Here is a 24,544-nt window from a genome sequence, read left to right as displayed (position 1 = left end):
ATTCCTATTTACGGGCTATCATGAAACGAGTTTTGGCATGCAGGTCGGGGAGCAGGCAGACATCGTTCCATCCGGATTGCTGCATCCAGTCTTTCAGGCTGTCGGCAGTCAAAGGATTGAGTTCGAAATAAAGTCGTCCGCCTTCAGTCAGCGCATCAGCGGCATAGTCGGCTATGGCTTTATAGAATTTCAGCGGGTCGCTGTCAGGTACGAACAGCGCAATAGCCGGTTCGTGGTCAAGGACATTTGCTTCCATCGCGCTTTTTTCTTTATCCATGACATAGGGCGGATTGGAAATTATAATGTCATATTTTGCCGTGAGTGCCACGCCGAGATCAAGGGCATCCGCTGTCTGAAAATCGACTTTGACTTTTTGCAGAGCGGCATTTTCCTGGGCAACTGCGATAGCCCGGTCGGAAATGTCGATGGCAGTGACTTCAGGAAAGTTCATGAACTTGGCCAACGCTATGGCTATACAACCTGAACCGGTGCATACGTCAAGCACTTTCAGATCAGGCTGTGGATTGTCTTTTGTTATTATGTCAACAAGTTCTTCTGTCTCAGGTCGGGGAATGAGAACCGCAGGACTGACCTTCAAAGTCATTCCATGCCAGTATGTGTCGCCAAATATATACTGTATAGGCTCGTAGGCAAGCAGGCGGTCAATGACTTCGTTGACTCTTGTGACGGTGAAGTCTGAGACTTCCTTGTCGGCTCGCATCAGAAGTTCTACCTGATTCCATCCCTTGATGTGCTCAATTATGATTCGAAACAGCCATGAGGCCTCGCTCCCGCCATAGACAGGAGTCAGACGGGAGCGTGAGGCATCAAGGAGTTGTTTCAGTGTAGTCATTTGTTTACAGAAGTATAGATCTCGATATTGTCAAGAGCGAGATAACCGGGGGTGTTCAGACCGTATTCACCTGCATCGGAACCTTCGAAGTTGAACACAACGCGGTTTACGTTTCCAAGGGCTTTCAGATTCCAGTCTTCCCAGTCATTATCAAGATTTTTTGTTTTCGAACCTGCACGGTAGTCACAGAGATAGAGCTCCACGGGACTTCCGGCTGTCATATGTCCTGTTGCGTCATATCCGTAAGCAAGCACTTTGAACCAGCCGTTGTTTGCTTTTAATGGCTGAGCGAGTCCATTTCCATTCTGAATTACGCCATACACATAAGATGTATTGCAGATTTCAATTTCTCCAATTGTAAATTCGGCGTTGTTGTCAAAATGGAATCCGCCTAAAGAAACTTCTTTTCCTGAGCCATAGACAGATGAAATGCTTGAAGCATCGCAGGAGCCGTTGATCACTGCAAATGTGTTGGAGTTGTCATCACCGGCTCCGCGGTTTGCGCCGTCGACAGATTCCACATTATATACGCTACACTGATTATTGAAGGAATACCACCAGTCGCCGGTCTTATCGGCCGGATTCGAACGGAGATTGAACTGAGAGAGGAACATGCCTCCATTGTATAATGTCGCTATGTCGGGATAAAAGTCACCTTGGGTATTGAGTCCGAAAGTGATAGCATTGGCACCCTTGTTGAATGCGATGGAGCCGACGGTGAACCGATCGCCGCCAGTGTAGTCTGCATAGAGGTTCGCGCCATAGGAGTCAGGTCCGGCTAAAATAATATTTGTGTTTTCAAATGTGATTTCGCCGACTTTGACCATTCCCTTGGGACCGTCATTGTCATCATCGCTACAAGATGACAGCAGAGGAAGTGAGATCGCACAGAGTGCGAATGCGCAGATTTTGAAATTGTTGTACATGATTTGAATAGTTGATGTTGTTAAATGATCTATCGTGTGAACTGAGAAGCCGGAACTTTAGCAGCAAGAGGAAATTCAATGGCAAAAGTCGTGCCCATGCCCGGCTCTGATCGTTTGACATAGATATTGCCTTTGTGATATTCTTCCACAATGCGTTTTGTCAGTGTCAGGCCAAGCCCCCAGCCGCGTTTCTTAGTAGTGAAGCCCGGATTAAAGATTGTTTTGTGATTCTTTTTTGGAATGCCTTTGCCGGTATCTGCAATTTCTATAACGGCAATGTTTTTGTCGTGATGAAGTGCAATGGAAATGCTGCCGCTTCCCTCCATTGCGTCAACGGCGTTTTTGATCAGGTTTTCCATTACCCATTCTGCCAGAGGTGATGACATGGAGACCGGAAGTTCTGTGGAGCATGGTGTCACGCTGAGTTTTATGCGACTTGATATGCGAGAGGACATATATTCGGCTGAATGGCTGACGATGGTGTTGAGATCTTCAATCTCCATAGATGGCCGCGAGCCGATTTTAGAAAATCGTGATGCAATTGTCGACAATCGTTTTACGTCCTTGTCCATTTCCGCTACAATCTCCGGGCTGACACCGGAATCCGGCAGGAGTTCGAGCCATGCCATCAGCGATGATATGGGGGTGCCAAGCTGATGGGCGGTTTCTTTAGAAAGACCGACCCAGACCTTGTTCTGCTCCGCCCGTTTGGTAGACGAAACGGCATAATAGACAATCAGAACGAACGCAAGCAAAACCAGTATCTGAACATAGGGATAGAAACTCAGGCTTTTCAGCACTTTTGAATCTTCGTAGTAGAGATGCTGACTTCCTGCGGCACCCATGTCGATATCAATGACGTTTGGAGTCTTACGCAGGTCATCAAGCTTTGCCAGCAGAAAACGGCGGTTGGCATCGCTTAGCCCGAAAATGGCAGCAGAGTCTTCGGGTTCAGGCAAGGTGAAGTTGCGTTGCATGATAATATGACCGTCATCATCGGTGAGCAAGACCGGAATGGTTCTGTTGCGTTCGATGATCGAGAGCAGAAAATCGAAATTTGACGGTAATACGTCAGAGTCTCCGTTTCCGGCATTTACAATCTCGCGTGTGGCATCAGCCCATATCTGCATCCGCTCCCGTTCCTGCTCTGACAGGTCTTTGACCAGTGAATCGGAATAGAACAGAAATATGCCGACCACTGCCACCGACAGAATCAGAAAGCCGATGAAGCCTTTGCGCCTTATGTCATAAATGTTTCCGCTCAAAGCCTGATTTAACGTAGGGTGAAGATTGATTCTGACAACAATCAGAAGTTGCATGAATGATCTCCGGAAGGAATATCATCCATGCAACTTCGTTGATATCAGTTATCGTAATGCAGTCTCACTGATTTTGGATCAGTGTTTGTCATCAACAACCGGACAGCCGGAGCAACGAGCTGAAATTTCAGTAAAGAAGTCGTTGCCCTTATCATCTACAAGGATGAAGGCGGGGAAGTCTTCAACTTCAATTTTCCAGATGGCCTCCATGCCGAGTTCGGGATATTCGAGGAGCTCTACCTTCTTGATGCTGTTCTGAGCGAGAATAGCAGCCGGGCCTCCGATTGATCCGAGATAGAACCCGCCGTGCTTGTGGCATGCGTCAGTAACCTGCTTGCTGCGGTTGCCTTTGGCGATCATTACCATAGAGCCACCTGCAGCCTGGAACTGATCTACATATGAGTCCATGCGGCCTGCTGTTGTCGGGCCGAATGAGCCTGAAGGCATACCTTCGGGTGTTTTGGCCGGGCCGGCATAGTAGATGGGGTGATCTTTGAGATACTGAGGCATTGGTTCGCCATTATCAAGACGTTCTTTGATCTTTGCATGGGCTATGTCACGGCCTACGATGATGGTGCCGTTGAGCGAAAGGCGTGTGGCCACAGGATACTTTGTAAGTTCAGCCAGAATTTCAGGCATCGGACGGTTTAGATCGATTCTGACAACATTGCCTTCGCCCTGTTTACGATATTCTTCGGGGATCAGTTCGCCGGGATTGCTGTCGAGTTTTTCAACCCAAAGGCCTTCGCGGTTGATTTTCGCTTTTATGTTGCGGTCAGCCGAACATGAAACTCCGAGGCCGACGGGGCATGAGGCTCCATGACGGGGCAGACGGATCACCCGGATGTCATGAGCGAAGTATTTGCCTCCGAACTGTGCGCCGAGGCCAAGACGTTCAGCTTCTTTCTTGAGCACTGCTTCAAGTTCTTTGTCGCGGAAAGCGTGGCCGAGTTCATTGCCATGATCAGGCAGATTGTCGTAATATTTTACGGATGCTTTCTTGACGGTCTCAAGGTTCTTTTCAGCGGATGTGCCTCCGATTACGAATGCGATGTGGTAAGGAGGGCAGGCCGCGGTTCCGAGGCTCTTCATTTTCTCAACCAGGAAGGGAACGAGAGTCTTGGGATTGAGGATGGCTTTGGTTTCCTGATAAAGATATGTCTTGTTAGCCGAGCCGCCGCCTTTTGCTACAAAAAGGAATTTGTATTCATCGCCTTCAGAAGCATGGATGTCGATCTGGGCCGGGAGGTTGCAACCGGTGTTGACTTCGTCATACATGGTGAGCGGCGCGTTCTGTGAATAGCGAAGATTATCGGTGGTGTAAGTGATGTAGACACCCTTGCTGATTTTCTCTTCGTCATCACAGCCTGTGTAGACATTCTGACCCTTTTCGCCGTGAACAATCGCGGTGCCTGTGTCCTGGCAGAAGGGGAGTGCGCCCTTGGCTGCAACTTCGGCGTTGCGGAGCATGGTCAGGGCGACAAACTTGTCATTTTCCGATGCTTCAGGATCAGAAAGGATCTTCGCTACCATTTCGTTGTGTTCTCGACGCAGCATGAACGCATTGTCATGTGTGCATGCACGAGCAAGCACTGTTAGCGCTTCGGGATCAACCACGAGGAATTCGTGTCCGCCCCAGTTTTCAACTTTGACGTAGTCGGAAGTCAGTTTGTAATATTCAGTTGTATCAGGTCCCAGCGGGAACATGGGCTGATATTTGAACGGTTTGGTTGCCATATAATTATACTTTGAGTTTTTTCAGATAATCCGAAAGGACTTACTTGAGTTGACAAATGTACGAACAAAATTTTAAACCGCAAGCGAAAATAAGATGCTATTTTAGGTTAACCACCGTGATTCCGGCACCACCGAAACGGACATCTTCGTCATGATAGGAACTGATTCCGGAAGTGGTTGAAAGCAGTTCGCGAATAGCCTGCCGTAAAGCTCCGGTGCCTGTGCCGTGAAGTATGCGCACGCGGGCTACGCTGAAGCGTATGGCATCATCTATAAAATAGGTGACAGCCTGGATGGCCTCATCGGCTCTCATGCCTCTGACATCAATCTCCTGCTTGAACTGAAGCTGACGTTCATAGCCGGAATCAATGGTCTGCATCGAAATGCTTGATTTGGTTTCGGTTTTTGGCTTGGCATCTGTAACCATCAGACGGTCTGTCTTGACCGTGGTCTTGAGGTTGCCGAAAATCACAAGCGCGTTTTTACCGGATACTTCCAGCACGGTCCCTACGGTACTGCCTCCGTCGAGGCGCACGTTGGCTCCGACTGTAACTTCGCGTTTGGCCGGAGATGTCTCACGGTCTGCCTGGACGTTGTGCTTCCCCTTTTTCTTTTTGGGAACTTTCGCCAGGAGTAAATTGGAGTCCTTGTAGCGGTTGCCTTCGCGTTCGAGCTCTATACGCTCTTCCTTGAGCTTGCGGCGGGCTTCCAGAGTTTTTTCGCGCTCGGCGTTGGCTTCCTTGATGTCAGCTATGGTACGTTCGATAACGGCATTTGAAGAGTCGAGAATCTTTTTGGCCTCAGTCCTCGCTTCTTCAATAATCTCGCGGCGTTTGCTTCTGAGCTGGTCGGCGTCTTCAGCGTATTGCGCCAGCATCTGTTCGAGTTTTTTCTCCTTCTGGCGTATGGCTGTACGCTTGTTTTCCCAATAGCGTTTGTCGCGGGTGATGTCAAGAAGATAGTTGTCAAGATTCATGTATTCTTTCCCGACAATATCTTCGGCTGACTGTATGATCTCTGCCGGCAGACCGATTTTTCGGGCGATCTCGACTGCAAATGAACTGCCGGGATTGCCGATGGACAATTTGAACATAGGCTGCATGAGATGCCTATCATAAAGCATAGAGCCGTTGATAAGGCCTGTGGTGTCTTCGGCAAATTGTTTCAGGATCTGATAGTGTGTGGTCACAATGCCCCACATTTCTTTCCCGTTCATTTGCTCAAGAATGGCACGGGCAAGCGCGCCGCCAATCTGAGGTTCTGTCCCGGAGCCCATTTCGTCAATCAGAAAGAGGGTGCCTTTGCGGCCTCGCTGAAGCATGAACTTCATGCTGCGCAGGTGGCTGCTGTAGGTCGAAAGGTCATCTTCAAATGACTGGTCATCGCCGATGTCAACAAAGATGTCATGGAAAATGCCGATGTGGGAGTTGTCATGTACCGGCGGTAGCAGTCCGCATTGAACCATATACTGGATTGTGCCGACTGTTTTAAGACAGACGGACTTACCGCCGGCATTCGGACCGGAAATGACCAGAATGCGAGTCTCGCGGTTCAGAGCAATGTCGATGGGCACGATTTCGCGGCCCTGATGTTCCAGCGAAAGTTTAAGGACGGGATGGCAGGCATGATACCACTCCATCTCTTCACGGTCGTGCAGATTCGGTAATGAAGCACCGACAGCCTCTGCGTAATGGGCTTTGGCATTGATGAAATCCAAGTTGTATATGACTCCGGCCCCTGCGAGCATTTCAGGAATGTGAGGTCTGAGCTCATCGGCTATAGCAGTCAGGATTCGAATTATTTCGCGATGCTCTTCGAGCTGCAGCTCGCGGGTCAGGTTGTTAGCTTCCACGACTTCAGCGGGCTCGATGAATATGGTTTTCCCGGATGCAGATTCGTCATGGACTATTCCCGGAATCTTCCGCTTGTTCATCGGAGGAACCGGGAGCACAAGGCGTCCGTCGCGCACGGCGGGAGAAGCATCGGCATCCAGCCATCCCTGGGCAATTGCGGAGCTCAGAACTCGACGTAAAATCGAATTGACGCGTCCCGACATGCTGCGCAGACGCGAGCGGATTTCAGCCAGCGCCACAGAGGCATTGTCTTTGACAAGACCAGATGCCGGATCAATGGCTTTGTCGATTGTTAATCCGAGAGTCGACGGAATATAGTTAAGCGGGTCGCTAAGGCGTGATAACTGTGGATATGGGGTATGTCCGTCCTCGTTGTGACGGCGAAAATATGATGCAATCCGTGAAAAGCATTCAAGCATGCGTCTCACTTTCAGCAGATCCTTCACTTCAAGGAATGTGCCTGGTATTTTGATCACTGCCAGATCACGGTCGATGTCATCGACGCCTTCAAGAGGTAATGTTTCATCGCTATGATTGGCCCGTTGCATTTCATCAACAGCCAGAAGTGCCGCCTTCACGGTCTCGAAATCAGTCTGGAATGACATTTCCGAACAGAACTGACGCGCTCCTTCGCAATGACATTTTTTTGACAGCTGTGACCTTATGGCAGCAAAGCCTATCTTTTCTTCTATTTTGTCAGGATAAATCATGATGCAAAATTACATAGAATTTTTCAACATTCGATAATGTAATGTTGTTTTGTATAAAAGGTATTGTTATATATACAACTAAAATTTAAATAATTATGAAATTCAAATGCTTAATGTCAATGACTGCGACTCTCGTCTTTTTATTGGGAGGTGCAACAGCAGTAGCCCAGGCGCCGGTCAACGGGGGCGGCAATCCCGGTATCGTAATGGCCGGATCGCAGAATTACAGTCAGTTGCCTGAAAAAGCCCGCGCGTTTATTGCAAAGCATTTCAAAGATATCGGCATACGCAAATGTGAAAAATATTTCGCAAAAGGGAAATATGAAGTTGAACTATCCAATGGTGTTGACCTGGAATTTAACACAGACGGGAATCTGATTGAGATTGATGCTCCCGGTGACATGATGCTCCCGGTAGCCGTTGTCAAAGATATGCTTCCTTCGAAAGCATATGAACGTCTTGCAAAAGACGGATTCAATGCAATGGTTGAATCTGTAGAATTCAACCGAGGGAAGGTGTATGAAGTTGAACTCAATATACCGGGACCAGATACTTATGTGTTTGATCTAAACGGTGTGTTTCTTGCTATCGAAGACTGACGTGGCAATATATAAAGAATAGTATAACGCGGTCTGAATTTGCTTTTAAAAGCATTTACGTGGAGGTTTGTTGCACAATTTTATTAATTTTGCAGCAAACTTCCACGTTTTATATATTGATCCATGAAATTTGTCCGTATTGTAGAGCAGTTTATCAACCGTCACCATCTGATTGACAGAGCCGACACTGTTATTGTCGGCCTCAGCGGTGGTGCCGATTCCGTGGCTCTTTTGACAGTACTCTGCAATCTTAATTATAACGTGGTTGCCACTCATTGCAATTTTCATTTGCGCGGCGAAGAAAGTATGCGTGATGAGGCTTTCTGCCGAAAATTATGCTCTGACAGAAATGTGAGGCTACTGGTGCGGAATTTCGATGTTGATTCCCGACGCAGGGAGGCTGGAGAATCTCTGGAGATGGCATGCCGCGCATTGCGATATGACTGGTGGAGGAGCCTGTTAAAAGAAAATGTAGGCTCAGTGATTGCCGTCGGTCATCACCGGGAGGACAATATCGAGACTTTTTTTCTGAACTTATTCCGAGGCAGTTCTCTCACAGGCCTAAAGGGCATGCTTCCTCGCAATGAACTGGTGGTGCGCCCACTGCTGGAATGCAAGAAGAGCGAGATTTTGGCATATCTTCGCGACCACCACTTGAAATATGTAACCGATTCAACCAATGCCGACAATTATTATAAGCGCAATCGGATACGCAACCGCCTGATGCCGCTGATTTCTGATGAATTCCCAGGTGCTATAGATTCGGTAGCGCAAACAATCGGACATCTTGCCGACAATTATGGTCTATACCGGGATTTTTGCCGTAAATTGCGTGATAGGTATGTTGATGCTGACGGAGTGATTGATTTGTCTGCGATTTTGGAGAATGAATCTTATCCGCGGATGGTTCTGTTTGAAATCCTGTCTGATTATGGGTTCAATATGAGTCAGGTTGAAAATATCATTTCCGGATTTGATGGGACAAATGGAGAAACTACATTTGCAGGCAAGACATATCATGGCCGGAGCAGCTCATATTTTCTTGATCGTGGCAAGCTGGTGCCGTTGGACGATCTGAATGACGGACAGAATGAAGTGACAGTAGATCTCAATTGCCATCCTTTTGAAACGCGGAGAATGACTGTGGCTGAATTCACAGTATTGAAGAACGCGCGGATGCTCAGGCCGGAAGCAATGTATGCCGACAGTGGAATAATGCTCGAAGCTCCGGAATTCATTATGCGCGGATGGCGGACCGGAGACCGCATGCGTCCGTTCGGCCTTAAAGGCAGCAAACTGCTGAGCGATCTGTTCAGCAATGCAAAACTGTCGCTTAATGAAAAAAAAGGAGTAAAAGTGATTTTGCGGAACTCTGATATTATCTGGATTCCAGGAGTGAGATGTTCTGCTTTGTTTCCAGTAACCGATAAGACAGAAGAAGTAATAGAAATAACATATAAGCCTTTGCGCAAATAGCTGTTATATGAAAGAATTGTTAATAAAAAATATGGTCTGCCATCACTGCGTCAGGGCTGTCGAGCAGATTCTGCGGGATGTAGGGGCCGAAAATTTTAATGTCGAGCTTGGAAAAGCCACATTGGAGCAGCCTCTGTCAGACGCTGCAATGGATCAGCTGGTGTTGCGTCTGCGCCGTGACGGGTTCGAGCTTATTGCTGATCGTGAATCGGAAATCGTTGAAAAAACCAAACATGCGATTCTCCATCATGTCAGGGAAGAAAAAGAAAAGCAACACAACCTTTCAGAGTGCATTGAGCGGCAACTTGGTATGAGCTATGACACGGTGAGCCGGATTTTTTCGGCCAAAGAGGGCAGGACACTGGAGAAATATCATATAGCGCAGCGCATCGAACGGGTCAAAGAATTGCTTCAGCACGACGAATATACCCTGAGTGAGATCGCATATATGATGGACTATTCAAGTGTGGCCCATCTGTCCCGACAATTTAAGAGTGTCACCGGGCTGACTCCGTCTGAGTATCTTCGCGGGTCCAGGGAGCGCCTTGGGTTGCATGAGATCTGACTGACAGGGAGGAATTTGGTAAATTATTTCGACAATTGTGTAACGCAGACGGCATGAATCGGCAGTATCTTTGTGTTGGAATAACATAAAGATCATAAGCTATGAATTTCAGCCATTTTTTCACATCTCTGATTGCAATAGTCAATGAGATGTCACCTTATATTATATTAGGTTTTATTATCGCAGGCTTCCTTCACGTTTTCATCAGGCCTGACACAATGGGGCGGCATCTTGCCGGCCGTGGAATAAAGCCTGTCATGAAAGCCGCGCTGCTCGGCATACCGTTGCCATTGTGCTCCTGCGGTGTTCTTCCTACAGCAGTCTCTTTACGCAGACAGGGTGCGTCAAAGGGCGCGACAACATCATTCCTTATAGCGACACCTCAGACCGGAGTCGACAGCATTGCAGCGACTTATTCGCTTCTGGGGTTGCCGTTTGCCATCCTTCGTCCAGTCGGAGCTTTGGCCGGTGCTCTTTTAGGTGGCGTCGCCGTAGGCAGGTTAGACAGTGACAGTCAATCCGGATCTAAAACCGCATGTCACTCAACTGCGGGCGGCCATGAGCATTCTGATGCAGGCTTTGTAAAAAAGATTATTGAGGCTGTCCGCTACGGACTTGTCGACATGGTAGGCAGTGTAGGCAAATGGCTGGTAATAGGTCTGATTGTCGCAGCTTTGATCACCGTGCTTGTGCCGGATGAACTGTTCTTGGGGCTCAGTCAGTATCCTTTGCTTGCCATGCTGGTCATGGTTGTGGTGTCAGTGCCAATGTATATATGTGCCACCGGCTCAATTCCTATCGCTTTGTCTCTTATAGCCAAAGGTCTGACACCCGGAGTCGGTTTTGTGCTTCTGATGGCCGGGCCGGCAGCCAATTTCGCATCCATGATAATTCTGTCAAAGACAATCGGGCGTAAAAGCACATATATATATGTCGGCTCGGTGGTTTTAACAGCCATTCTTTTCGGACTTGCGATTGATTATCTGCTTCCACGCGAGTGGTTCATGCCTTCTGTGTCGCATCTGTCACCTCATTGCCACCATACTTTCGGAATATTTGAAAGCATGTGCAGCCTGTTGCTGTTGTGTCTGCTTGTTTATTCAGGAATCAGACTGCACAATTGCAAAATAGACCATCAGCATAATCTTAACACAAATGCAAGTAATATGAAACAAGTTTATATCATTGAAGGAATGTCTTGCAGTCACTGTCAGGCATCTGTAAAGAAAGCTATCTTAAATCTTAAGGGCGTTCAGTCTGTAACCGTGGATCTCGGTTCGGGAGAGGCAGTGGTTGAAGGCGATGTTGACGCCAACACTGTCCGCGAGGCGATCTATGAGGCCGGATTTTCGGTTAAAGAGTAAACAGCCGGACTGAAAAAGCAATTCGCGGGTGCCTGATATTTGACCGGGCATCCGCGAATTTGTCTGTAAAATAGTTTCTTGTCATCGGCTTCGGATTACAGCCGGGAATTTGTCCGTCGGATATCAATCTTCTTCGGAAAGTCTGTTGCGGTCAATGGATGCGGCAATCTGCTTGTTGGCCTTTACGCCTAACTTTTGAAGATTCTGCGCCCTGGTGACAAGGTTTCCTGTTCCGCAGCTTAATTTTGTCATAGCATCGTCAAAAGCCTTTCTGGTTGATCCGAGGGCTTTTTCTATTTTCTCCATGTCTTTGGTGAAATCCGCGAATTTGTCGTACATCTTGCCTGCCTCCTCAGCGATGGTGATGGCATTGCGCGTATGGCGGTCGCGACTCCATAACTGCGCTATGAGTTTCAGGCCGGAAACAAGATGTGTCGGTGATACGATCAGCACATTTTTGTCATAAGCTTCCTGCCAGAGTGTAGGTTCAAGACGCATGGCGGCGATATAGGCCGGTTCCGTGGGAATGAACATCATGACGAAGTCGAGTTTTGCATCACCCACATAATCCTGATAACGTTTTCTGGCGAGTTCGTCAATATGTTTCCGTACGGAACGTACATGCTTCACTGAGGCAATCTGCCGGCTTTCATCATCAGTGGCATTGGCATAGTCTACAAATGCGGTGAGCGATACTTTGGAATCAATCACTACAAAGCGTTTGTCTGGATAACGGACAACAACGTCCGGACGCAGTAGCGTACCGTCTTCATTCCGCAGAGTGTTCCCGGTCTCATCAGTACTTGCCTGGATGAAATATTCGACATTTTTCTGCAATCCTGATTTTTCGAGTATGGATTCGAGCACCATTTCACCCCAGTCACCTTGCACTTTGCTGTCACCGCGAAGGGCTTCTGACAGTTCCTGAGCCTGTCGGGAGATAGACTGGTTGAGACTTACCAGATCTTTTATGCGTTCAGAAAGTGAAAAGCGCTCACGGGCTTCATTGTTGTATGTCTCTGTGACTGTCTTGCGGAATTCTTCAATGTTGGAGTGAAGAGGCTGGAGAATTTCACGCAGTTTCTCCTCATTCTGCGTTTTCAGATCTGTGGTATTCTGTCTGAGAATGTCGTTGGCGAGATTTTTAAATCTGTTTTCAAAAATCTGTTCCTGCTCGGCCCTGTTTTTTTCGGTTTCAGCTTTTTCTGCCAGCAGCATTTCTATACGAGCGCTCAAGGCCGAATTCTCTTCCTTGACAACGGTTGTTTTGGCGACGGCTTCGTCAAGCCTGCACATGAGCCCCTCATTTGCTGCTTTAAGATCTGTCAGTGTGGTGTTAAGAGACTCAATCCGGGATGAAGACTCGATTTTAATTTTCTCACACTCCAGTCTTAAGGCCATGTTTCCCTGCTCGCACATTCTGGATTCCTGCTCTAAACGGCGAGAAACAAGCGCAAAATAGACTGCGGCTCCACCAGCGATGAAGACCAGCAATACAAGAATTATGATTGTCATGATTTCAGTTCAACACTAAATTCCCAAGAGCGCGGTTCGATGTTGATGCAAACGAATAAGCCCGCGCAAACTGACGGATTTTTGCAAGAGTCTCGTTTTTTGGACAAGGGGGAGATTTCTGCTGAGAAGATGAGATTAGAGTAACGGTTGGAGGAGTAGAATTTTTATCCATAGGCATGTACCTTTTGTGATCGTGCAATATTGAAGTGAGTTATTAGTCCAACGCTTTTGCGGGACTATTTATTGTTGACCGGACCTAATAATTCATGATTGTCAGATACGGATTGAATATTTTTTTGCATGAGGCTTGGAGTATTCACAAATTTCACTACCTTTGCTGTGACCACATTTCTGAGGTCGCTAATATACATGAATCACTATTTATGGATCTTGTCGTAATCAATGAATCCGAGCCTCGATGCCTTGCCTTTTATCTGGCTGAAGAGGAATATCTTGCAAGAAAATATCCTGACAGAGATTTCTTTTTTGCATGGCAGGTGAAGCCCACCGTTATCATAGGGCGCAACCAGCAGATGGCAAAAGAAGTCAATGTTGACTTCTGCCGGAATGCCGGAGTAGAAATTGTCCGCCGCAAAAGCGGTGGGGGTGCTGTAGTCGCCGATATGAATAACATAATGTTTTCGTATATCACATCGTCAGACGATGTTTGTGGCACCTTCGGGAAATACACTTCTATGGTTGTGGCCTCTCTCAGGATGCTGGGTCTTGACGCGTCAGACAACAGCCGCAATGACATACTTATCGGTGACCAGAAAGTGTCCGGAAATTCATATTATCATATTCCCGGCAGAAGCATAGTGCATGGCACGATGCTGTATGACTATGATCCGGTTCTCATGGGAAATGCTCTTACTCCGTCTCACAAGAAACTGTCGTCTCATGGGGTGAAATCAACACGTAGCCGTGTGACTACCATAAAAGAGAAGTTGCCCGAACTTTCAATCTCAGATTTCCTTGATCATATATTGCGTACAGTTCCAATGGGTGGAAATGTGCTGACTCTTACCGCAGATGATCTGAAAGAGATTGAAAAAATAGAGCAGGAATATTATGCCGAATCATGGCTGAGAGGCAAAAATCCCAAAGGATCGCTTCAGGTAAGTGAACGTATTGACGGAGTGGGAGAAATATGCATTGACCTTTCTGTTTCTCACGGCCTGATTTCTGATTTCGAAATGACCGGAGATTATCTTGAGAACACCGATGCATCAACGGTATTGAAAAATCTGCTTGTCGGGTGCCCGTTCGATCGGGAGGCGGTTTTAAAATTGCTTGACACAATCGAAATCCGGGATATTATTCCCGCATTGACATCCAGACAGATTGTTAACCTTATATTCTGAAAAACCTAATCAAAACATTGTTTAAAATGGAAGATCTTAAAAAGACATGTCTACATGACCGGCATGTTGCTCTCGGAGCACAAATGAGTCCTTTCGGCGGATTCGACATGCCGATCCAGTATAAAGGAATTATCGAAGAGCACAACGCCGTGCGAGAAGCGTGTGGAGTGTTTGATGTCTCCCATATGGGCGAAGTGTTTGTCACAGGTCTGCAAGCCGAAAAATTTGTCAATTATATTTTTACAAATGATGTGGCCGGGCTGCCTGACGGCGGCATATTATATGGCATGATGATGAATCATGACGGTGGTGTTGTCGATGATCTGCTCGTGTATAAGCGTGGAGAGAATAATTTCCTGCTGGTGATCAATGCTTCAAACATTGACAAGGATGTTGATTGGATCAAATTGCAGTCCGCCTCATTTGATGTTACAGTTGACAATGTCAGCGAAAATTATGGCGAACTTGCAGTACAGGGGCCGGATGCGGAATCTGTAATGGAAGAAGTGCTCGGCATTCACTGTAAGGAACTTGTGTTCTATACCTTTCTTGAATCGGAATATGACGGCAAACATATGATTGTGAGCCGCACCGGTTATACCGGTGAAGACGGATTTGAGATCTATGCCGATCATGACACGATTGTCAGACTGTGGGATATTCTCATGGAGTCCGGTAAGGCGGCACCTTGCGGGCTTGGCTGTCGTGATACCCTGCGCTTTGAAGTCGGTTTGCCTCTTTACGGTGATGAACTGGCTGATGACATAACTCCGGTCGAAGCCTGTCTTTCTATGTTTGTAAAGCTCGACAAGCCCGAATTCATAGGTCGTGATGTGGTAGCCCGTCAGAAAGCTGAAGGTGCTCCGCGTAAGCTGGTCGGACTGGAGATTCTTGACCGTGCTATTGCCCGCCACGGGTGCGAGGTGCTCAATGACAAAGACGATGTCATAGGCTATGTTACCACCGGTTACCGCGGCATTTCCGTGGATAAGAGCATTGCGGCAGCCCTAATAGCCACCCCGTATGCTGTTAAAGACAGTGAACTTAAAGTGCGTGTGCGCCGCAAGACATTCCCAGCTCGCGTGACAGCAAAGAAGTTCTATAAAAAATCATACAAGAAATAATTAATAACTATTCTTAATAATCACATATTCTAAAACAACCACAATCATGAGCAAGACATATTATTCTCCCACACACGAATATATTACAGTTGACGGCAATATTGGCTATATCGGCATCAGCGACTACGCGCAGCATGCGCTTGGCAATGTAGTTTATGTCGATATGCCCGACGAGGGTGACGAGATTGAAGCCGGAGAAGATTTCGGAGCTGTTGAAAGTGTCAAGGCTGCCAGTGACCTTATTGCTCCTGTCAGCGGCGAAGTACTTGAAGCAAATGAAAGACTTGCCGACAATCCACGTCTGATCAACGAAGATGCGATGGCCAACTGGATTATCAAAGTTGAACTTACCGATTTGTCACAGTTGGATAGCCTGATGGACGAAGAGGCATACAAAGCTCACTGCGAAGCTGAAAAATAAAACTATGGGACACCGATATTTTCCACATACATCAGCTGACATCGCCGAAATGCTCAAGCGTTGCGGCATGGAGGGTCTGGAAGATCTATACAGCGATGTGCCTGATTCGCTTAAGCTGAAGCGTGGTTATGATCTGAAACCTCAGATGAGCGAAAAAGAGGTGCGTGACTTTTTTGAAGGACTGGCCATTAAAAACCAGCCTTTGACCTGCTTCGCAGGAGCCGGATTCTACGACCACTATTCTCCCGCTGTGATTCAATCGATCCTCTCTCGGTCGGAATTCCTGACTGCCTATACTCCATATCAGCCGGAAATCTCACAGGGCACGTTGCAATATATTTTCGAATATCAGTCAATGATGACCCAACTGACCGGCATGGAGGTATCGAACGCATCAATGTATGACGGCACTACTGCAGTCGCCGAGGCTATGCTTATGGCGGTGGCTCATGCCCGCAAACGGAACCGGGTACTTGTTTCGGCTACAGTCAACCCGATATATCGCGAGGTGATCGATACTTATGCGCATTATCATGGCGTGACTGTCGATACAATTCCGGAAAAAGATGGCGTGACTGATATTGCCGTCATGGAGGAGATGCTGAATGCTGGAGATGTAGCCGGAGTGATCGTAGCCACACCGAATTACTATGGTATTCTGGAAGACTATACCGGATTTGCCGATAAGGTTCATGCAGCCAAGGCTCTTCTGATAATGACTGCTCCGGCTTCTGTCTTGGGCGTGATCCGTACACCCAGAGAATGGGGTGCTGACATTGCGGCCGGCGAGGCCCAGTCATTAGGCATGCCGTTGAATTTCGGAGGCCCGTATTTAGGATACATGTGTTGTTCTAAAGCTCTCATCCGCAAACTGCCGGGTCGAATAGTAGGAGCGACGACTGATGCCGACGGAAGGCGGGTATTTGTGCTTACACTCCAGGCTCGCGAGCAGCATATCAGACGCGATAAGGCAACTTCCAACATCTGCTCCAATCAGGGATTGATGGCTCTTTATGCCGCAGTCTACCTGTCACTGATGGGCGCTAAAGGGCTGCGTGAGGTAAATGAAATTTCAGCCGCAGGCGCTCACTATCTTGCAAAGAAGCTTGTTGAAACCGGAGCGTTTGAACTGAAGTATCCAGACAAACCGTTCCTCAATGAATTTACGGTTAAATTCAAAGGGGAGGTCAAATTGATTGATTTTATGGAGGTTTGCACTTCATGTGGCTGTCTGCCTGGCGTGATGCTTGCTGATGATGAACTTCTGGTATGCGTAACTGAGACACGTACCCGTGAAGAGATCGACCGCTATATCTGGCGCGCCGAGACGTTCTCAAAAGCGACTCTGCCTTCATTTGCTGAAAATAGGAATATAAATGACTGAAATGACGTTCCACTGCTATGAATAAAAAATATTACGGCAAGCTTATTTTTGAGCTCTCTCGTCCGGGACGTCAGGGCTATTATCTGTCAAAAAACGGATGTGACGATGCTTTAGCCTCTCTGCCGGCGAATCTTCTTAGAGAAAACGCGCCTGAACTTCCTGAAGTAGACGAACCGAGTGTTGTCAGACATTACAACAACATGTCGACCAACAACTTTGGTGTCGACACCGGTTTTTATCCGCTTGGATCATGCACTATGAAGTATAATCCAAAGATCAATGAGGAGATGGCATCACTGCCCGCATTCAGTGCTCTTCATCCTTTCCAGCCGTCGGCTACCGTTCAGGGTGCGCTTGAAGCTTATTATGAACTCCAGAAGATGTTGAGTGAAATTGGCGGCATGGCTGAATTTACATTGAATCCCTATGCCGGCGCTCACGGTGAACTCACCGGCCTGATGGTTATCCGTGCCTATCATGAAAGCCGCGGAGATCTGAAAAGGACTAAAGTGATTGTGCCTGATTCGGCTCATGGCACCAATCCGGCATCAGCGGCTGTAGCCGGCCTGAAAGTTGTAGAAGTCAAAAGCCTTGCAGACGGCACGGTTGATGTCGATGCTCTGCACGCTCTTCTTGACGATACTGTGGCCGCTGTTATGATGACCAATCCGAATACAGTTGGCATTTTCGAACATAATATTCCGGAGATTGCAAAGATTGTGCATGAATGTGGCGCTCTGTTGTATTATGACGGAGCCAACCTCAACCCATTGCTTGGAGTGGCCCGCCCAGGAGATATGGGCTTTGATGTTATGCACATAAATCTCCACAAAACATTCTCAACTCCCCACGGAGGCGGTGGCCCAGGCGCAGGGCCTGTCGGCGTAAGAGCCGGCCTGGAACAGTTCCTCCCGAATCCGCGTGTGGTCAGACGTCAGCCTGGAGGAGATGCGCTGTTCGAACTTGATTTCGGAACAGAGAAGGGTCCGCATGCGCTTGGCCGCATTTCGGCTTGGCTCGGCAATTTTGCTGTAGAGCTCAGGGCTTTGGCATATATACTTTCACTGGGAGCCGATGGGCTGAAAATGGCAGGCCCGCTTGCGACACTCAATGCAAACTACGTCAAGGAATGCCTGCGAGATCTGTATCTGCTGCCGATCGACCGTGTCTGCAAACACGAATTCGTGTTTGACGGGTTGGCCGACAAATCGACAGGAGTGACTACTCTTAATGTCGCCAAGCGCTTACTCGATTATGGCTTCCATGCTCCGACAATCTATTTCCCGCTGCTCTACCATGAATCACTTATGATCGAGCCGACAGAGACCGAAAGCAAAGAGACGCTGGATGAATTTGTCGGTGTGATGCGGGAGATAGCCCGTGAAGCAGCAGAAGATCCTGAAACGGTTAAAGCGGCACCGTTGGAAACCCCGATTCGCAAACCGGATGACACGGCTGCGGCTCTGAATCCGGTAGTGACTTATGCTGAACTCTGACTGCGCTATGGAAAATTTTGATTTGATCGTAATAGGGGCAGGCCCCGGCGGCTATGAAGCAGCCGCCGAGGCAGCCGCCCTTGGCCGTAGGGTAGCAGTGATTGAGCGAGACGAGCTTGGAGGAACTTGCCTTAACCGCGGTTGTATCCCGACGAAGGCCCTGTGTCGTTCGGCCGAAGTAGCCATGACAGTAGGCAATTCATCAGAATTCGGCATATCAGCCGGAGAGCCGGTGATTGATCTGCCACGCATCATGGCTCGCAAAGACGAGATCCTTGCAGGTCTCAGAGAAAGTGTAGGGATGGTGCTTAATGATGTAACGGTGATCCGTGGAGAAGCGAAATTCATATGCGCCTCGACTGTAGAGGTGAATGGAGAATGCTATACCGCCCATGAGATTATTGTAGCTACCGGTTCACGTCCGGTAATGCTTGATATCCCAGGCAAAGAACTCGCTTTGTCAAGTGACGAAATTTTGTCCATCCAGACACTCCCGTCAAGCCTTATTATAATAGGTGGAGGAGTCATAGGGATGGAATTCGCTTCAATATTTTCAGCATTTGGTGTCAAAGTGACGGTGCTGGAATATTGCAAGGAAATATTACCTCCGTTTGATGTCGAGATAGCCAAACGCCTAAGGACATCTCTTAAGCGAAGAGGAATTGAGATTGTGACCTCCGCACAGGTTACGGCTATCAATCCGGGCCTGACAGTGGAATACGAAGTCAAAGGCAAATCAAAGACTGCTGAAGCTGAACAGGTATTGATGGCCGTAGGCCGTAGACCTGTTGTGCCCGAAGGCCTTGATGGAATAGGTGTCAGATTCGAACGTGGCGCAATAGCTGTTGATGACAATATGAAAGTGTTGTTTGACGGATCGGCACCTGAAAATGTGACACTCTATGCCATCGGTGATGTCAACGGCCGCTGCATGCTCGCCCATGCTGCATATATGCACGGACTTGTCGCTTTGGGGAAGGCGAAACTGACCGATATAATACCTGCGGCAGTATTTACCTGGCCTGAATGTGCGATGGTAGGACTCACTGAAGAACAGTGTGCCGCCGCCGGTCGTCAGATTAAGATCGGCAAGGCAATGTTCCGGTCAAACGGCAAGGCATTGGCTATGGGTGAGCCGGACGGACTGGTTAAAATAATTGCAGACTCAGAAACTGACGAACTTCTTGGCTGTCATATCTGTGGAGCGCACGCCGCCGATCTGGTGCAGGAAGTCGCTACTGCAATGACTGCCGGACTAAAAGCCTCGGCGATCTCTACAGCCGTGCATGCACATCCGACTCTGACTGAAGTGGTCAAAGCCGCAGTGCCAAAATAAAAATCTATGGTTAATCAATAATTGTCACTCTTGATCCGGGGGGAAGAGTTTATCCTCCCGGTCAAGATGATAATCTTTTGACAGGAGGGCAAGGAAACGGCTTATCTGAGTTATGGCCTGGCGGGTCTCGGCAGTCACTTCTTTGCTTTGGAGCCTGAGCATAAGCATTCCGTAAAGAGCATTGAAACAAGTCTCAATTTCTCCGGTCGGTTTTTCGCCGGATTTGGCTCTCAGTTCAACGATGTATGGAAGTGTTTTGTAGAATTCAGCCGTATATTCCGGGAAACGAGGATCTTTCAGAAGGGCGAGATGAAGGTCGGTCAGCTGTATGATCACATTCTTGTTGAGCTGAAGATGTCCGCTTTTCTCAACATTCTCACGGCGCATCATGTCAATCAGCGACTCATACCATTCAATCATTTCTTTCTTTTGGGCCGGGTCAAGCTGAAACTTGTCAATGACATTTTTTTCGATCTTCTCAATGTCAAGGCCATTGGCACGGATAATATCTTCGATCTGCCACATATACAACAGATATTCCGCTATGTTTTCTTTATGTTTCTGAGATGCGATATACATACTGATGATTATTTGTGTCTGCAAAATTAACACATTACGGCCTAATTTGTCATGCCCCGGAAATAATATTTTGTAAATTTGCACCTCGAACAATTACAAATCCGACAGGCAGACAATGATTACTACCGACAAACTCTCATGTAATATCTTAGCGGATCTTTTTGTGGCTCATGGCATTAAGGATGTGGTGCTTTCTCCCGGAAGCCGTAATTCGCCTTTAATTGTCGCCATTGTCCGCAGAAACGAGTTGAGACATCACGTAGTCATTGACGAGCGCTCGGCTGCGTTCATAGCCTTGGGAATGGCAATCGAGAGCGGATGTCCGGTAGCCTTGGTGTGTACAAGCGGGACAGCCTTGCTGAATTATGCACCAGCGGTGGCCGAAGCCTTCTACAGAGGAGTGCCGCTAATCGTTATTTCAGCAGACAGGCCGGAAGAATGGATTGACCAGGATGATTCGCAGACTTTGTGGCAGCAAAACGCTCTTGCTCCCTATGTCAAACGCAGTTGCGATCTTGGCGCCCATCTTGAATTTGAGAACGGCGAATGGGTGTGTAACCGTCTGATCAATGATGCGCTGATCGAGGCAGTCAGCGGGCGCAAAGGACCGGTGCATATTAATGTCAGACTTGATGCGCCACTGAACAGGACGGCCGAATTCAAGGCTGGAGATAGCCGTGTGATCCGTCAGCTTACTCCGCCATTCGAACTGGCGACTCCGGAGGCACGCAGGCTGGGGGAGAAGCTTGCCTCTCCGAAAAGAGTGTTGATCATTATCGGTTTCCATCAACCGGACGAACGCCTCAACCGGGCTTTGATGAAACTTTCCGCGTTGCCGAATGTTGTTGTGATGACTGAGTCGATAGCCAATCTCCATTCACCATCGTTCATCTCCAGGATAGACATGACGCTGAGAATTTTGTCGGCTAACGATTGGAAAAAACTTCAGCCGGACGTGGTGATAACGGCTGGAGGTGCACTCGTGTCACGACATGTCAAAGAGTGGATCCGCTCAATGGACAAAGGAGTGGAACACTGGCACGTTGGTCTGTCACACGTCACCGTTGACTGTTTCAAGCATCTTTCATTGCGCATAGAGATGGAAGCTGCCGTTTTTCTGCGCCAATTAGCATCTGCATTGCAGATTTACAAAACTCCGTGCGACTATTCTTCCGAATGGCATGAAATCTACAGACAGGCAACAGCTTCTCACAATGAATATGTAAGAAATGCCCCCTGGTGTGATCTATCGGCGTTCTCGCATATAGTATCCCACATCCCTCGTCATTGGAATCTTCATCTTTCAAACGGCACGGCGGTCCGCTATGCACAACTGATGGATTGTTCGCGTCTGCATCGGAGTGAATGCAACCGTGGGGTGAGCGGGATAGACGGATGTACATCCACGGCGCTCGGAGCCTCAGTGATCTACCGTGGGGTGACTCTGCTGATCAGCGGTGATATGAGTTTCCAATACGATATCGCCGCTCTGTCATCGTTTTTGATCTCTCCGAAATTCAAGATGATTGTATTGTGCAATGGCGGCGGCGGTATATTCCGGTTCATTTCCTCAACCTCAGATTTGCCGGAGATGGAAGAATTTCTGGCTGTCGGAACGCGCTTGCCGCTGAAAGACCTTGCTGCTGGATATGGCTTTGCTTTTTTTGATGCCTCTTCGTCAACAGAACTGGAGAAGGCGCTCGCTGCATTTGTAGCGGAAAATAGGAAGCCGGCCCTTCTGGCAGTCAATACCCCGCCGGAACTTTCCGCCAATGTTCTCAAACAATATTTTGAGCGGCCTTAAGCGCATCTGGTTTTCCGATATCAATCCAATTATAGGACTCATCGGGCATAAAGCCGCAAATCCTGAGATCTTTGCATAATGATGTGTAGAATGGTGTGATCGAGAATTTTGGGTCATTACTGAATTTTGCCAGAAACGGGAATACCGAAGGATTGACAATATGGACTCCACCGAAGGCGAGATTCCGGCATCCGGCAATTTCTTCCGAATTCCACGGACTTCGGATTTCACCGGACCTGATGTCTGTCCATCCTTTCATCTGCATGGAATTATCGAAAAGCAGATAACGGGATGTCTGTCTGTCAGCCACAAGCAAAGTCACATCTGCCTGAGAAGACTGATGATGGGCTATCATTTCCTTAAGATTGAAATCAGTCAGTATATCGGCGTTATGAAGCAGTATCTGGCTATCTGTTCCAAGCAGACCCTTGGCTTTAAGCAAGCCTCCGCCGGTATCAAGAAGAGCATCGCGTTCGTCGCTGACGGATATGTCAAGTCCGAAATTGTCATTGCTCTTAAGGTAATCAATTATCTTGTCGGCATAATGATGAACGTTGACAACGATCTGTCTGATGTCTGAGTCCTTGAGTTTCAGGATAACTCTTTTCAGCATAGGCTCGCCTCCGACCTCAACAAGCGCTTTCGGCATTGTCTGCGTGATCGTGCCAAGACGTGTACCAAGCCCGGCTGCAAAAATGAAGGCTTTCATAATGTGCAATCTATATTTTGCTCACGGTGTGTGAGGCGGACGTTGACATGCGGGAATTTTGTCTTTATATGTTCAGCCATATGCTGGGCTCCATAGACACTACGGTGCTGGCCGCCGGTACAGCCGAAATTTACCGCCAGAGAGGTGAACCCGCGACGGTCGTAACATTCCACTGACGGATCCACCAAGCCATAACAGTTTTCCATGAATGTCTGTATTTCACCCTTTGATTCAAGAAAGTCAATCACCGGTTTCTCAAGACCCGTTCTGCTCTTATACTCCTCATATCTGCCCGGATTTTCCATGCCGCGGCAATCAAACACGAATCCACCTCCGTTGCCGGAATAATCTTTCGGGATGCCTTTTTTATAGGAAAAGCTGCTTACATGGACTGTCAGTAAGCTCGGACGAACCTCCTCCGTAATCGAATCGATTGACTCTTGTTCAAGCATGGCGGCCAATATCTCAGTCAGGTAAGGATAGGAGTCATTCCCTGTTGCAAGTAGATTCTGAAGATTGGCCAGTGCAAGCGGGATGCTTTTCAGAAAATGAGGCTTGCGTTCGAATTTTCCACGAAAGCCGTAAGCACCAAGCACCTGCAGGTTGCGCAGCAGTTCATATTCGTGAAGACGCTCCCGGAAAAGTCCGCTGTCAATTCCGCTCACATAGCGTGATGCGGATTGGAGGTATGTCTCAATCAGCTCTTCCTTGACTTCGGGAGTGAATGCCGCACGGGCCTGAGAGATGAAAGAGACAAGATCATACTCTACAGGTCCTTTCCGGCCGCCCTGGAAGTCGATGAAGTACGGAGCTCCGTCTTTGATCATGACGTTGCGGCTTTGGAAGTCGCGATACATGAATGTCGGCTTCCCTGAATGGGCCAGACGTGTTGCCATCAGTCTGAACTCTGATTCAAGGCGTCTTTCATCGTAAGGCACACCGGTTGTGTTCAGGAAACAATATTTGAAGTAGTTCAGATCCCACAGGATGGCCTGACTGTCAAATGCCGCTACCGGATAACAATTGTTGAAATCCATTCCTTCAGCCCCTTTGTATTGGAAATCCGGCAATATGGCAATTGTTTGCTTTAATAAGGGTATATCTTCGCGCATTTCAAATAGGGAACTGTCACCAAGATCCTCCTGGATATAACACAGTCTGTCATCTGACACTGCAATGACCTTTGGTACCGGCAGCCCTTTTGTGGAGAAGTGGGCGGACAGATATATGAACGCATTGTTTTCAATGGCAGATGTTCCAATGACTCCAACAACAGTACGTGGGCCGGAGATGCGGAAATACTGGCGGTTGCTGCCGGCTTTGGTAAGAGGACGGATTTTGTAATGGTCTACACCGAATGTCTGTGCATATAATGTTGAGAGCATATTTTAACTCTTGTTTTTAAACAAC

The 24,544-nt window shown here is 47.9% G+C and carries 20 protein-coding genes; 11 read left to right on the top strand and 9 right to left on the bottom strand.

Going from position 1 to position 24,544, the window contains the following annotated elements:
- Positions 1-4: 4 nt before the first annotated feature.
- The 5 genes from prmC to E7745_RS10680 form a co-directional block, all read right to left on the bottom strand.
- Positions 5-853: a peptide chain release factor N(5)-glutamine methyltransferase gene (gene prmC / locus E7745_RS10700; protein WP_124075617.1), complete on the bottom strand. Its 849-nt coding sequence runs from the start codon at positions 851-853 to the stop codon at positions 5-7.
- Positions 850-1,779, bottom strand: a complete 930-nt coding sequence (locus E7745_RS10695) for a DUF4465 domain-containing protein (RefSeq protein ID WP_136408811.1) — start codon at positions 1,777-1,779, stop codon at positions 850-852. Before E7745_RS10695 ends, prmC begins: the two co-directional genes overlap by 4 nt.
- A 29-nt stretch (positions 1,780-1,808) precedes the next feature.
- Positions 1,809-3,098 (bottom strand): PAS domain-containing sensor histidine kinase, encoded by a 1,290-nt coding sequence (locus tag E7745_RS10690; protein ID WP_124075615.1) that lies wholly within the window; start codon positions 3,096-3,098, stop codon positions 1,809-1,811.
- Positions 3,099-3,176: 78 nt separating this feature from the next.
- The gene (locus E7745_RS10685) at positions 3,177-4,835 is read right to left on the bottom strand and encodes a fumarate hydratase (protein WP_123398900.1); all 1,659 of its coding nucleotides are present in this window, start codon (positions 4,833-4,835) and stop codon (positions 3,177-3,179) included.
- Between the two features lie 97 nt (positions 4,836-4,932).
- Positions 4,933-7,398 (bottom strand): endonuclease MutS2, encoded by a 2,466-nt coding sequence (locus E7745_RS10680; RefSeq protein ID WP_124075614.1) that lies wholly within the window; start codon positions 7,396-7,398, stop codon positions 4,933-4,935.
- A gap of 119 nt (positions 7,399-7,517) precedes the next feature.
- On the opposite strand from E7745_RS10680, the gene E7745_RS10675 reads away from it, so the two are divergent.
- The 4 genes from E7745_RS10675 (at position 7,518) to E7745_RS10660 (ending at position 11,402) form a co-directional block, all read left to right on the top strand.
- Entirely contained in the window at positions 7,518-7,997 is a 480-nt protein-coding gene (locus E7745_RS10675) for a PepSY-like domain-containing protein (RefSeq protein WP_168182099.1), read from the top strand.
- A gap of 123 nt (positions 7,998-8,120) precedes the next feature.
- Positions 8,121-9,473, top strand: a complete 1,353-nt coding sequence (tilS, locus tag E7745_RS10670; RefSeq protein ID WP_123398902.1) for a tRNA lysidine(34) synthetase TilS — start codon at positions 8,121-8,123, stop codon at positions 9,471-9,473.
- A gap of 7 nt (positions 9,474-9,480) precedes the next feature.
- Entirely contained in the window at positions 9,481-10,038 is a 558-nt protein-coding gene (locus E7745_RS10665) for an AraC family transcriptional regulator (protein ID WP_107031403.1), read from the top strand.
- A gap of 101 nt (positions 10,039-10,139) precedes the next feature.
- A complete protein-coding gene (locus E7745_RS10660; RefSeq protein WP_124075613.1) occupies positions 10,140-11,402 on the top strand; it encodes an SO_0444 family Cu/Zn efflux transporter in 1,263 nt (420 codons plus the stop codon).
- A 123-nt stretch (positions 11,403-11,525) separates the two neighbouring features.
- On the opposite strand, the gene E7745_RS10655 is transcribed toward E7745_RS10660, so the two are convergent.
- Positions 11,526-12,917, bottom strand: coding sequence for a DNA recombination protein RmuC (locus E7745_RS10655; RefSeq protein ID WP_124075612.1), 1,392 nt, complete (start codon positions 12,915-12,917; stop codon positions 11,526-11,528).
- A gap of 383 nt (positions 12,918-13,300) precedes the next feature.
- On the opposite strand from E7745_RS10655, the gene E7745_RS10650 reads away from it, so the two are divergent.
- Genes E7745_RS10650 through lpdA form a run of 6 tightly spaced genes read left to right on the top strand, consistent with a single transcriptional unit; the run spans position 13,301 to position 20,042 of the window.
- Positions 13,301-14,281 carry a lipoate--protein ligase gene (locus E7745_RS10650; RefSeq protein ID WP_160630806.1) on the top strand — a complete coding sequence of 327 codons (981 nt, stop codon included), beginning with the start codon at positions 13,301-13,303 and terminating at the stop codon, positions 14,279-14,281.
- A gap of 26 nt (positions 14,282-14,307) precedes the next feature.
- Entirely contained in the window at positions 14,308-15,405 is a 1,098-nt protein-coding gene (gene gcvT / locus E7745_RS10645; RefSeq protein ID WP_124075610.1) for a glycine cleavage system aminomethyltransferase GcvT, read from the top strand.
- 46 nt (positions 15,406-15,451) lie between these two features.
- Positions 15,452-15,826 (top strand): glycine cleavage system protein GcvH, encoded by a 375-nt coding sequence (gene gcvH / locus E7745_RS10640; protein WP_124075609.1) that lies wholly within the window; start codon positions 15,452-15,454, stop codon positions 15,824-15,826.
- A 4-nt stretch (positions 15,827-15,830) separates the two neighbouring features.
- Complete coding sequence (gene gcvPA / locus E7745_RS10635) at positions 15,831-17,210, top strand: aminomethyl-transferring glycine dehydrogenase subunit GcvPA (protein WP_124075608.1); 1,380 nt, start codon at positions 15,831-15,833, stop codon at positions 17,208-17,210.
- Positions 17,211-17,227: 17 nt separating this feature from the next.
- The gene (gene gcvPB, locus E7745_RS10630; protein ID WP_124075607.1) at positions 17,228-18,706 is read left to right on the top strand and encodes an aminomethyl-transferring glycine dehydrogenase subunit GcvPB; all 1,479 of its coding nucleotides are present in this window, start codon (positions 17,228-17,230) and stop codon (positions 18,704-18,706) included.
- Between the two features lie 7 nt (positions 18,707-18,713).
- Entirely contained in the window at positions 18,714-20,042 is a 1,329-nt protein-coding gene (gene lpdA / locus E7745_RS10625; RefSeq protein WP_124075606.1) for a dihydrolipoyl dehydrogenase, read from the top strand.
- Positions 20,043-20,066: 24 nt separating this feature from the next.
- On the opposite strand, the gene E7745_RS10620 is transcribed toward lpdA, so the two are convergent.
- Positions 20,067-20,621 carry a DUF4924 family protein gene (locus tag E7745_RS10620; RefSeq protein WP_124075605.1) on the bottom strand — a complete coding sequence of 185 codons (555 nt, stop codon included), beginning with the start codon at positions 20,619-20,621 and terminating at the stop codon, positions 20,067-20,069.
- Between the two features lie 115 nt (positions 20,622-20,736).
- Here E7745_RS10620 and menD point away from each other — a divergent pair, with 115 nt between their 5' ends.
- Positions 20,737-22,425, top strand: a complete 1,689-nt coding sequence (gene menD, locus E7745_RS10615) for a 2-succinyl-5-enolpyruvyl-6-hydroxy-3-cyclohexene-1-carboxylic-acid synthase (protein WP_124075604.1) — start codon at positions 20,737-20,739, stop codon at positions 22,423-22,425.
- Here the strand turns inward: menD and E7745_RS10610 are convergent.
- Both E7745_RS10610 and E7745_RS10605 read right to left on the bottom strand, forming a co-directional pair.
- Complete coding sequence (locus E7745_RS10610) at positions 22,400-23,134, bottom strand: nucleotidyltransferase family protein (RefSeq protein WP_124075603.1); 735 nt, start codon at positions 23,132-23,134, stop codon at positions 22,400-22,402. The genes menD and E7745_RS10610 overlap by 26 nt on opposite strands.
- The gene (locus E7745_RS10605; RefSeq protein WP_124075602.1) at positions 23,131-24,519 is read right to left on the bottom strand and encodes an RNase adapter RapZ; all 1,389 of its coding nucleotides are present in this window, start codon (positions 24,517-24,519) and stop codon (positions 23,131-23,133) included. The genes E7745_RS10610 and E7745_RS10605 overlap by 4 nt, the downstream gene beginning before the upstream one ends.
- Between the last annotated feature and the right edge of the window lie 25 nt (positions 24,520-24,544).

Origin of the sequence: Duncaniella sp. C9, from assembly GCF_004803935.1 — a bacterium.
Taxonomy (GTDB): domain Bacteria; phylum Bacteroidota; class Bacteroidia; order Bacteroidales; family Muribaculaceae; genus Duncaniella; species Duncaniella muris.
This window is presented reverse-complemented; position numbering and strand designations above follow the sequence as displayed.

What these genes read in the sequence shown, in the direction of transcription:
- prmC (WP_124075617.1), bottom strand. Translation starts at nt 853, where the DNA reads ATGACTACACTGAAACAACTCCTTGATGCCTCACGCTCCCGTCTGACT.
- E7745_RS10695 (WP_136408811.1), bottom strand. Translation starts at nt 1,779, where the DNA reads ATGTACAACAATTTCAAAATCTGCGCATTCGCACTCTGTGCGATCTCA.
- E7745_RS10690 (WP_124075615.1), bottom strand. Translation starts at nt 3,098, where the DNA reads ATGCAACTTCTGATTGTTGTCAGAATCAATCTTCACCCTACGTTAAAT.
- E7745_RS10685 (WP_123398900.1), bottom strand. Translation starts at nt 4,835, where the DNA reads ATGGCAACCAAACCGTTCAAATATCAGCCCATGTTCCCGCTGGGACCT.
- E7745_RS10680 (WP_124075614.1), bottom strand. Translation starts at nt 7,398, where the DNA reads ATGATTTATCCTGACAAAATAGAAGAAAAGATAGGCTTTGCTGCCATA.
- E7745_RS10675 (WP_168182099.1), top strand. Translation starts at nt 7,518, where the DNA reads ATGACTGCGACTCTCGTCTTTTTATTGGGAGGTGCAACAGCAGTAGCC.
- tilS (WP_123398902.1), top strand. Translation starts at nt 8,121, where the DNA reads ATGAAATTTGTCCGTATTGTAGAGCAGTTTATCAACCGTCACCATCTG.
- E7745_RS10665 (WP_107031403.1), top strand. Translation starts at nt 9,481, where the DNA reads ATGAAAGAATTGTTAATAAAAAATATGGTCTGCCATCACTGCGTCAGG.
- E7745_RS10660 (WP_124075613.1), top strand. Translation starts at nt 10,140, where the DNA reads ATGAATTTCAGCCATTTTTTCACATCTCTGATTGCAATAGTCAATGAG.
- E7745_RS10655 (WP_124075612.1), bottom strand. Translation starts at nt 12,917, where the DNA reads ATGACAATCATAATTCTTGTATTGCTGGTCTTCATCGCTGGTGGAGCC.
- E7745_RS10650 (WP_160630806.1), top strand. Translation starts at nt 13,301, where the DNA reads ATGGATCTTGTCGTAATCAATGAATCCGAGCCTCGATGCCTTGCCTTT.
- gcvT (WP_124075610.1), top strand. Translation starts at nt 14,308, where the DNA reads ATGGAAGATCTTAAAAAGACATGTCTACATGACCGGCATGTTGCTCTC.
- gcvH (WP_124075609.1), top strand. Translation starts at nt 15,452, where the DNA reads ATGAGCAAGACATATTATTCTCCCACACACGAATATATTACAGTTGAC.
- gcvPA (WP_124075608.1), top strand. Translation starts at nt 15,831, where the DNA reads ATGGGACACCGATATTTTCCACATACATCAGCTGACATCGCCGAAATG.
- gcvPB (WP_124075607.1), top strand. Translation starts at nt 17,228, where the DNA reads ATGAATAAAAAATATTACGGCAAGCTTATTTTTGAGCTCTCTCGTCCG.
- lpdA (WP_124075606.1), top strand. Translation starts at nt 18,714, where the DNA reads ATGGAAAATTTTGATTTGATCGTAATAGGGGCAGGCCCCGGCGGCTAT.
- E7745_RS10620 (WP_124075605.1), bottom strand. Translation starts at nt 20,621, where the DNA reads ATGTATATCGCATCTCAGAAACATAAAGAAAACATAGCGGAATATCTG.
- menD (WP_124075604.1), top strand. Translation starts at nt 20,737, where the DNA reads ATGATTACTACCGACAAACTCTCATGTAATATCTTAGCGGATCTTTTT.
- E7745_RS10610 (WP_124075603.1), bottom strand. Translation starts at nt 23,134, where the DNA reads ATGAAAGCCTTCATTTTTGCAGCCGGGCTTGGTACACGTCTTGGCACG.
- E7745_RS10605 (WP_124075602.1), bottom strand. Translation starts at nt 24,519, where the DNA reads ATGCTCTCAACATTATATGCACAGACATTCGGTGTAGACCATTACAAA.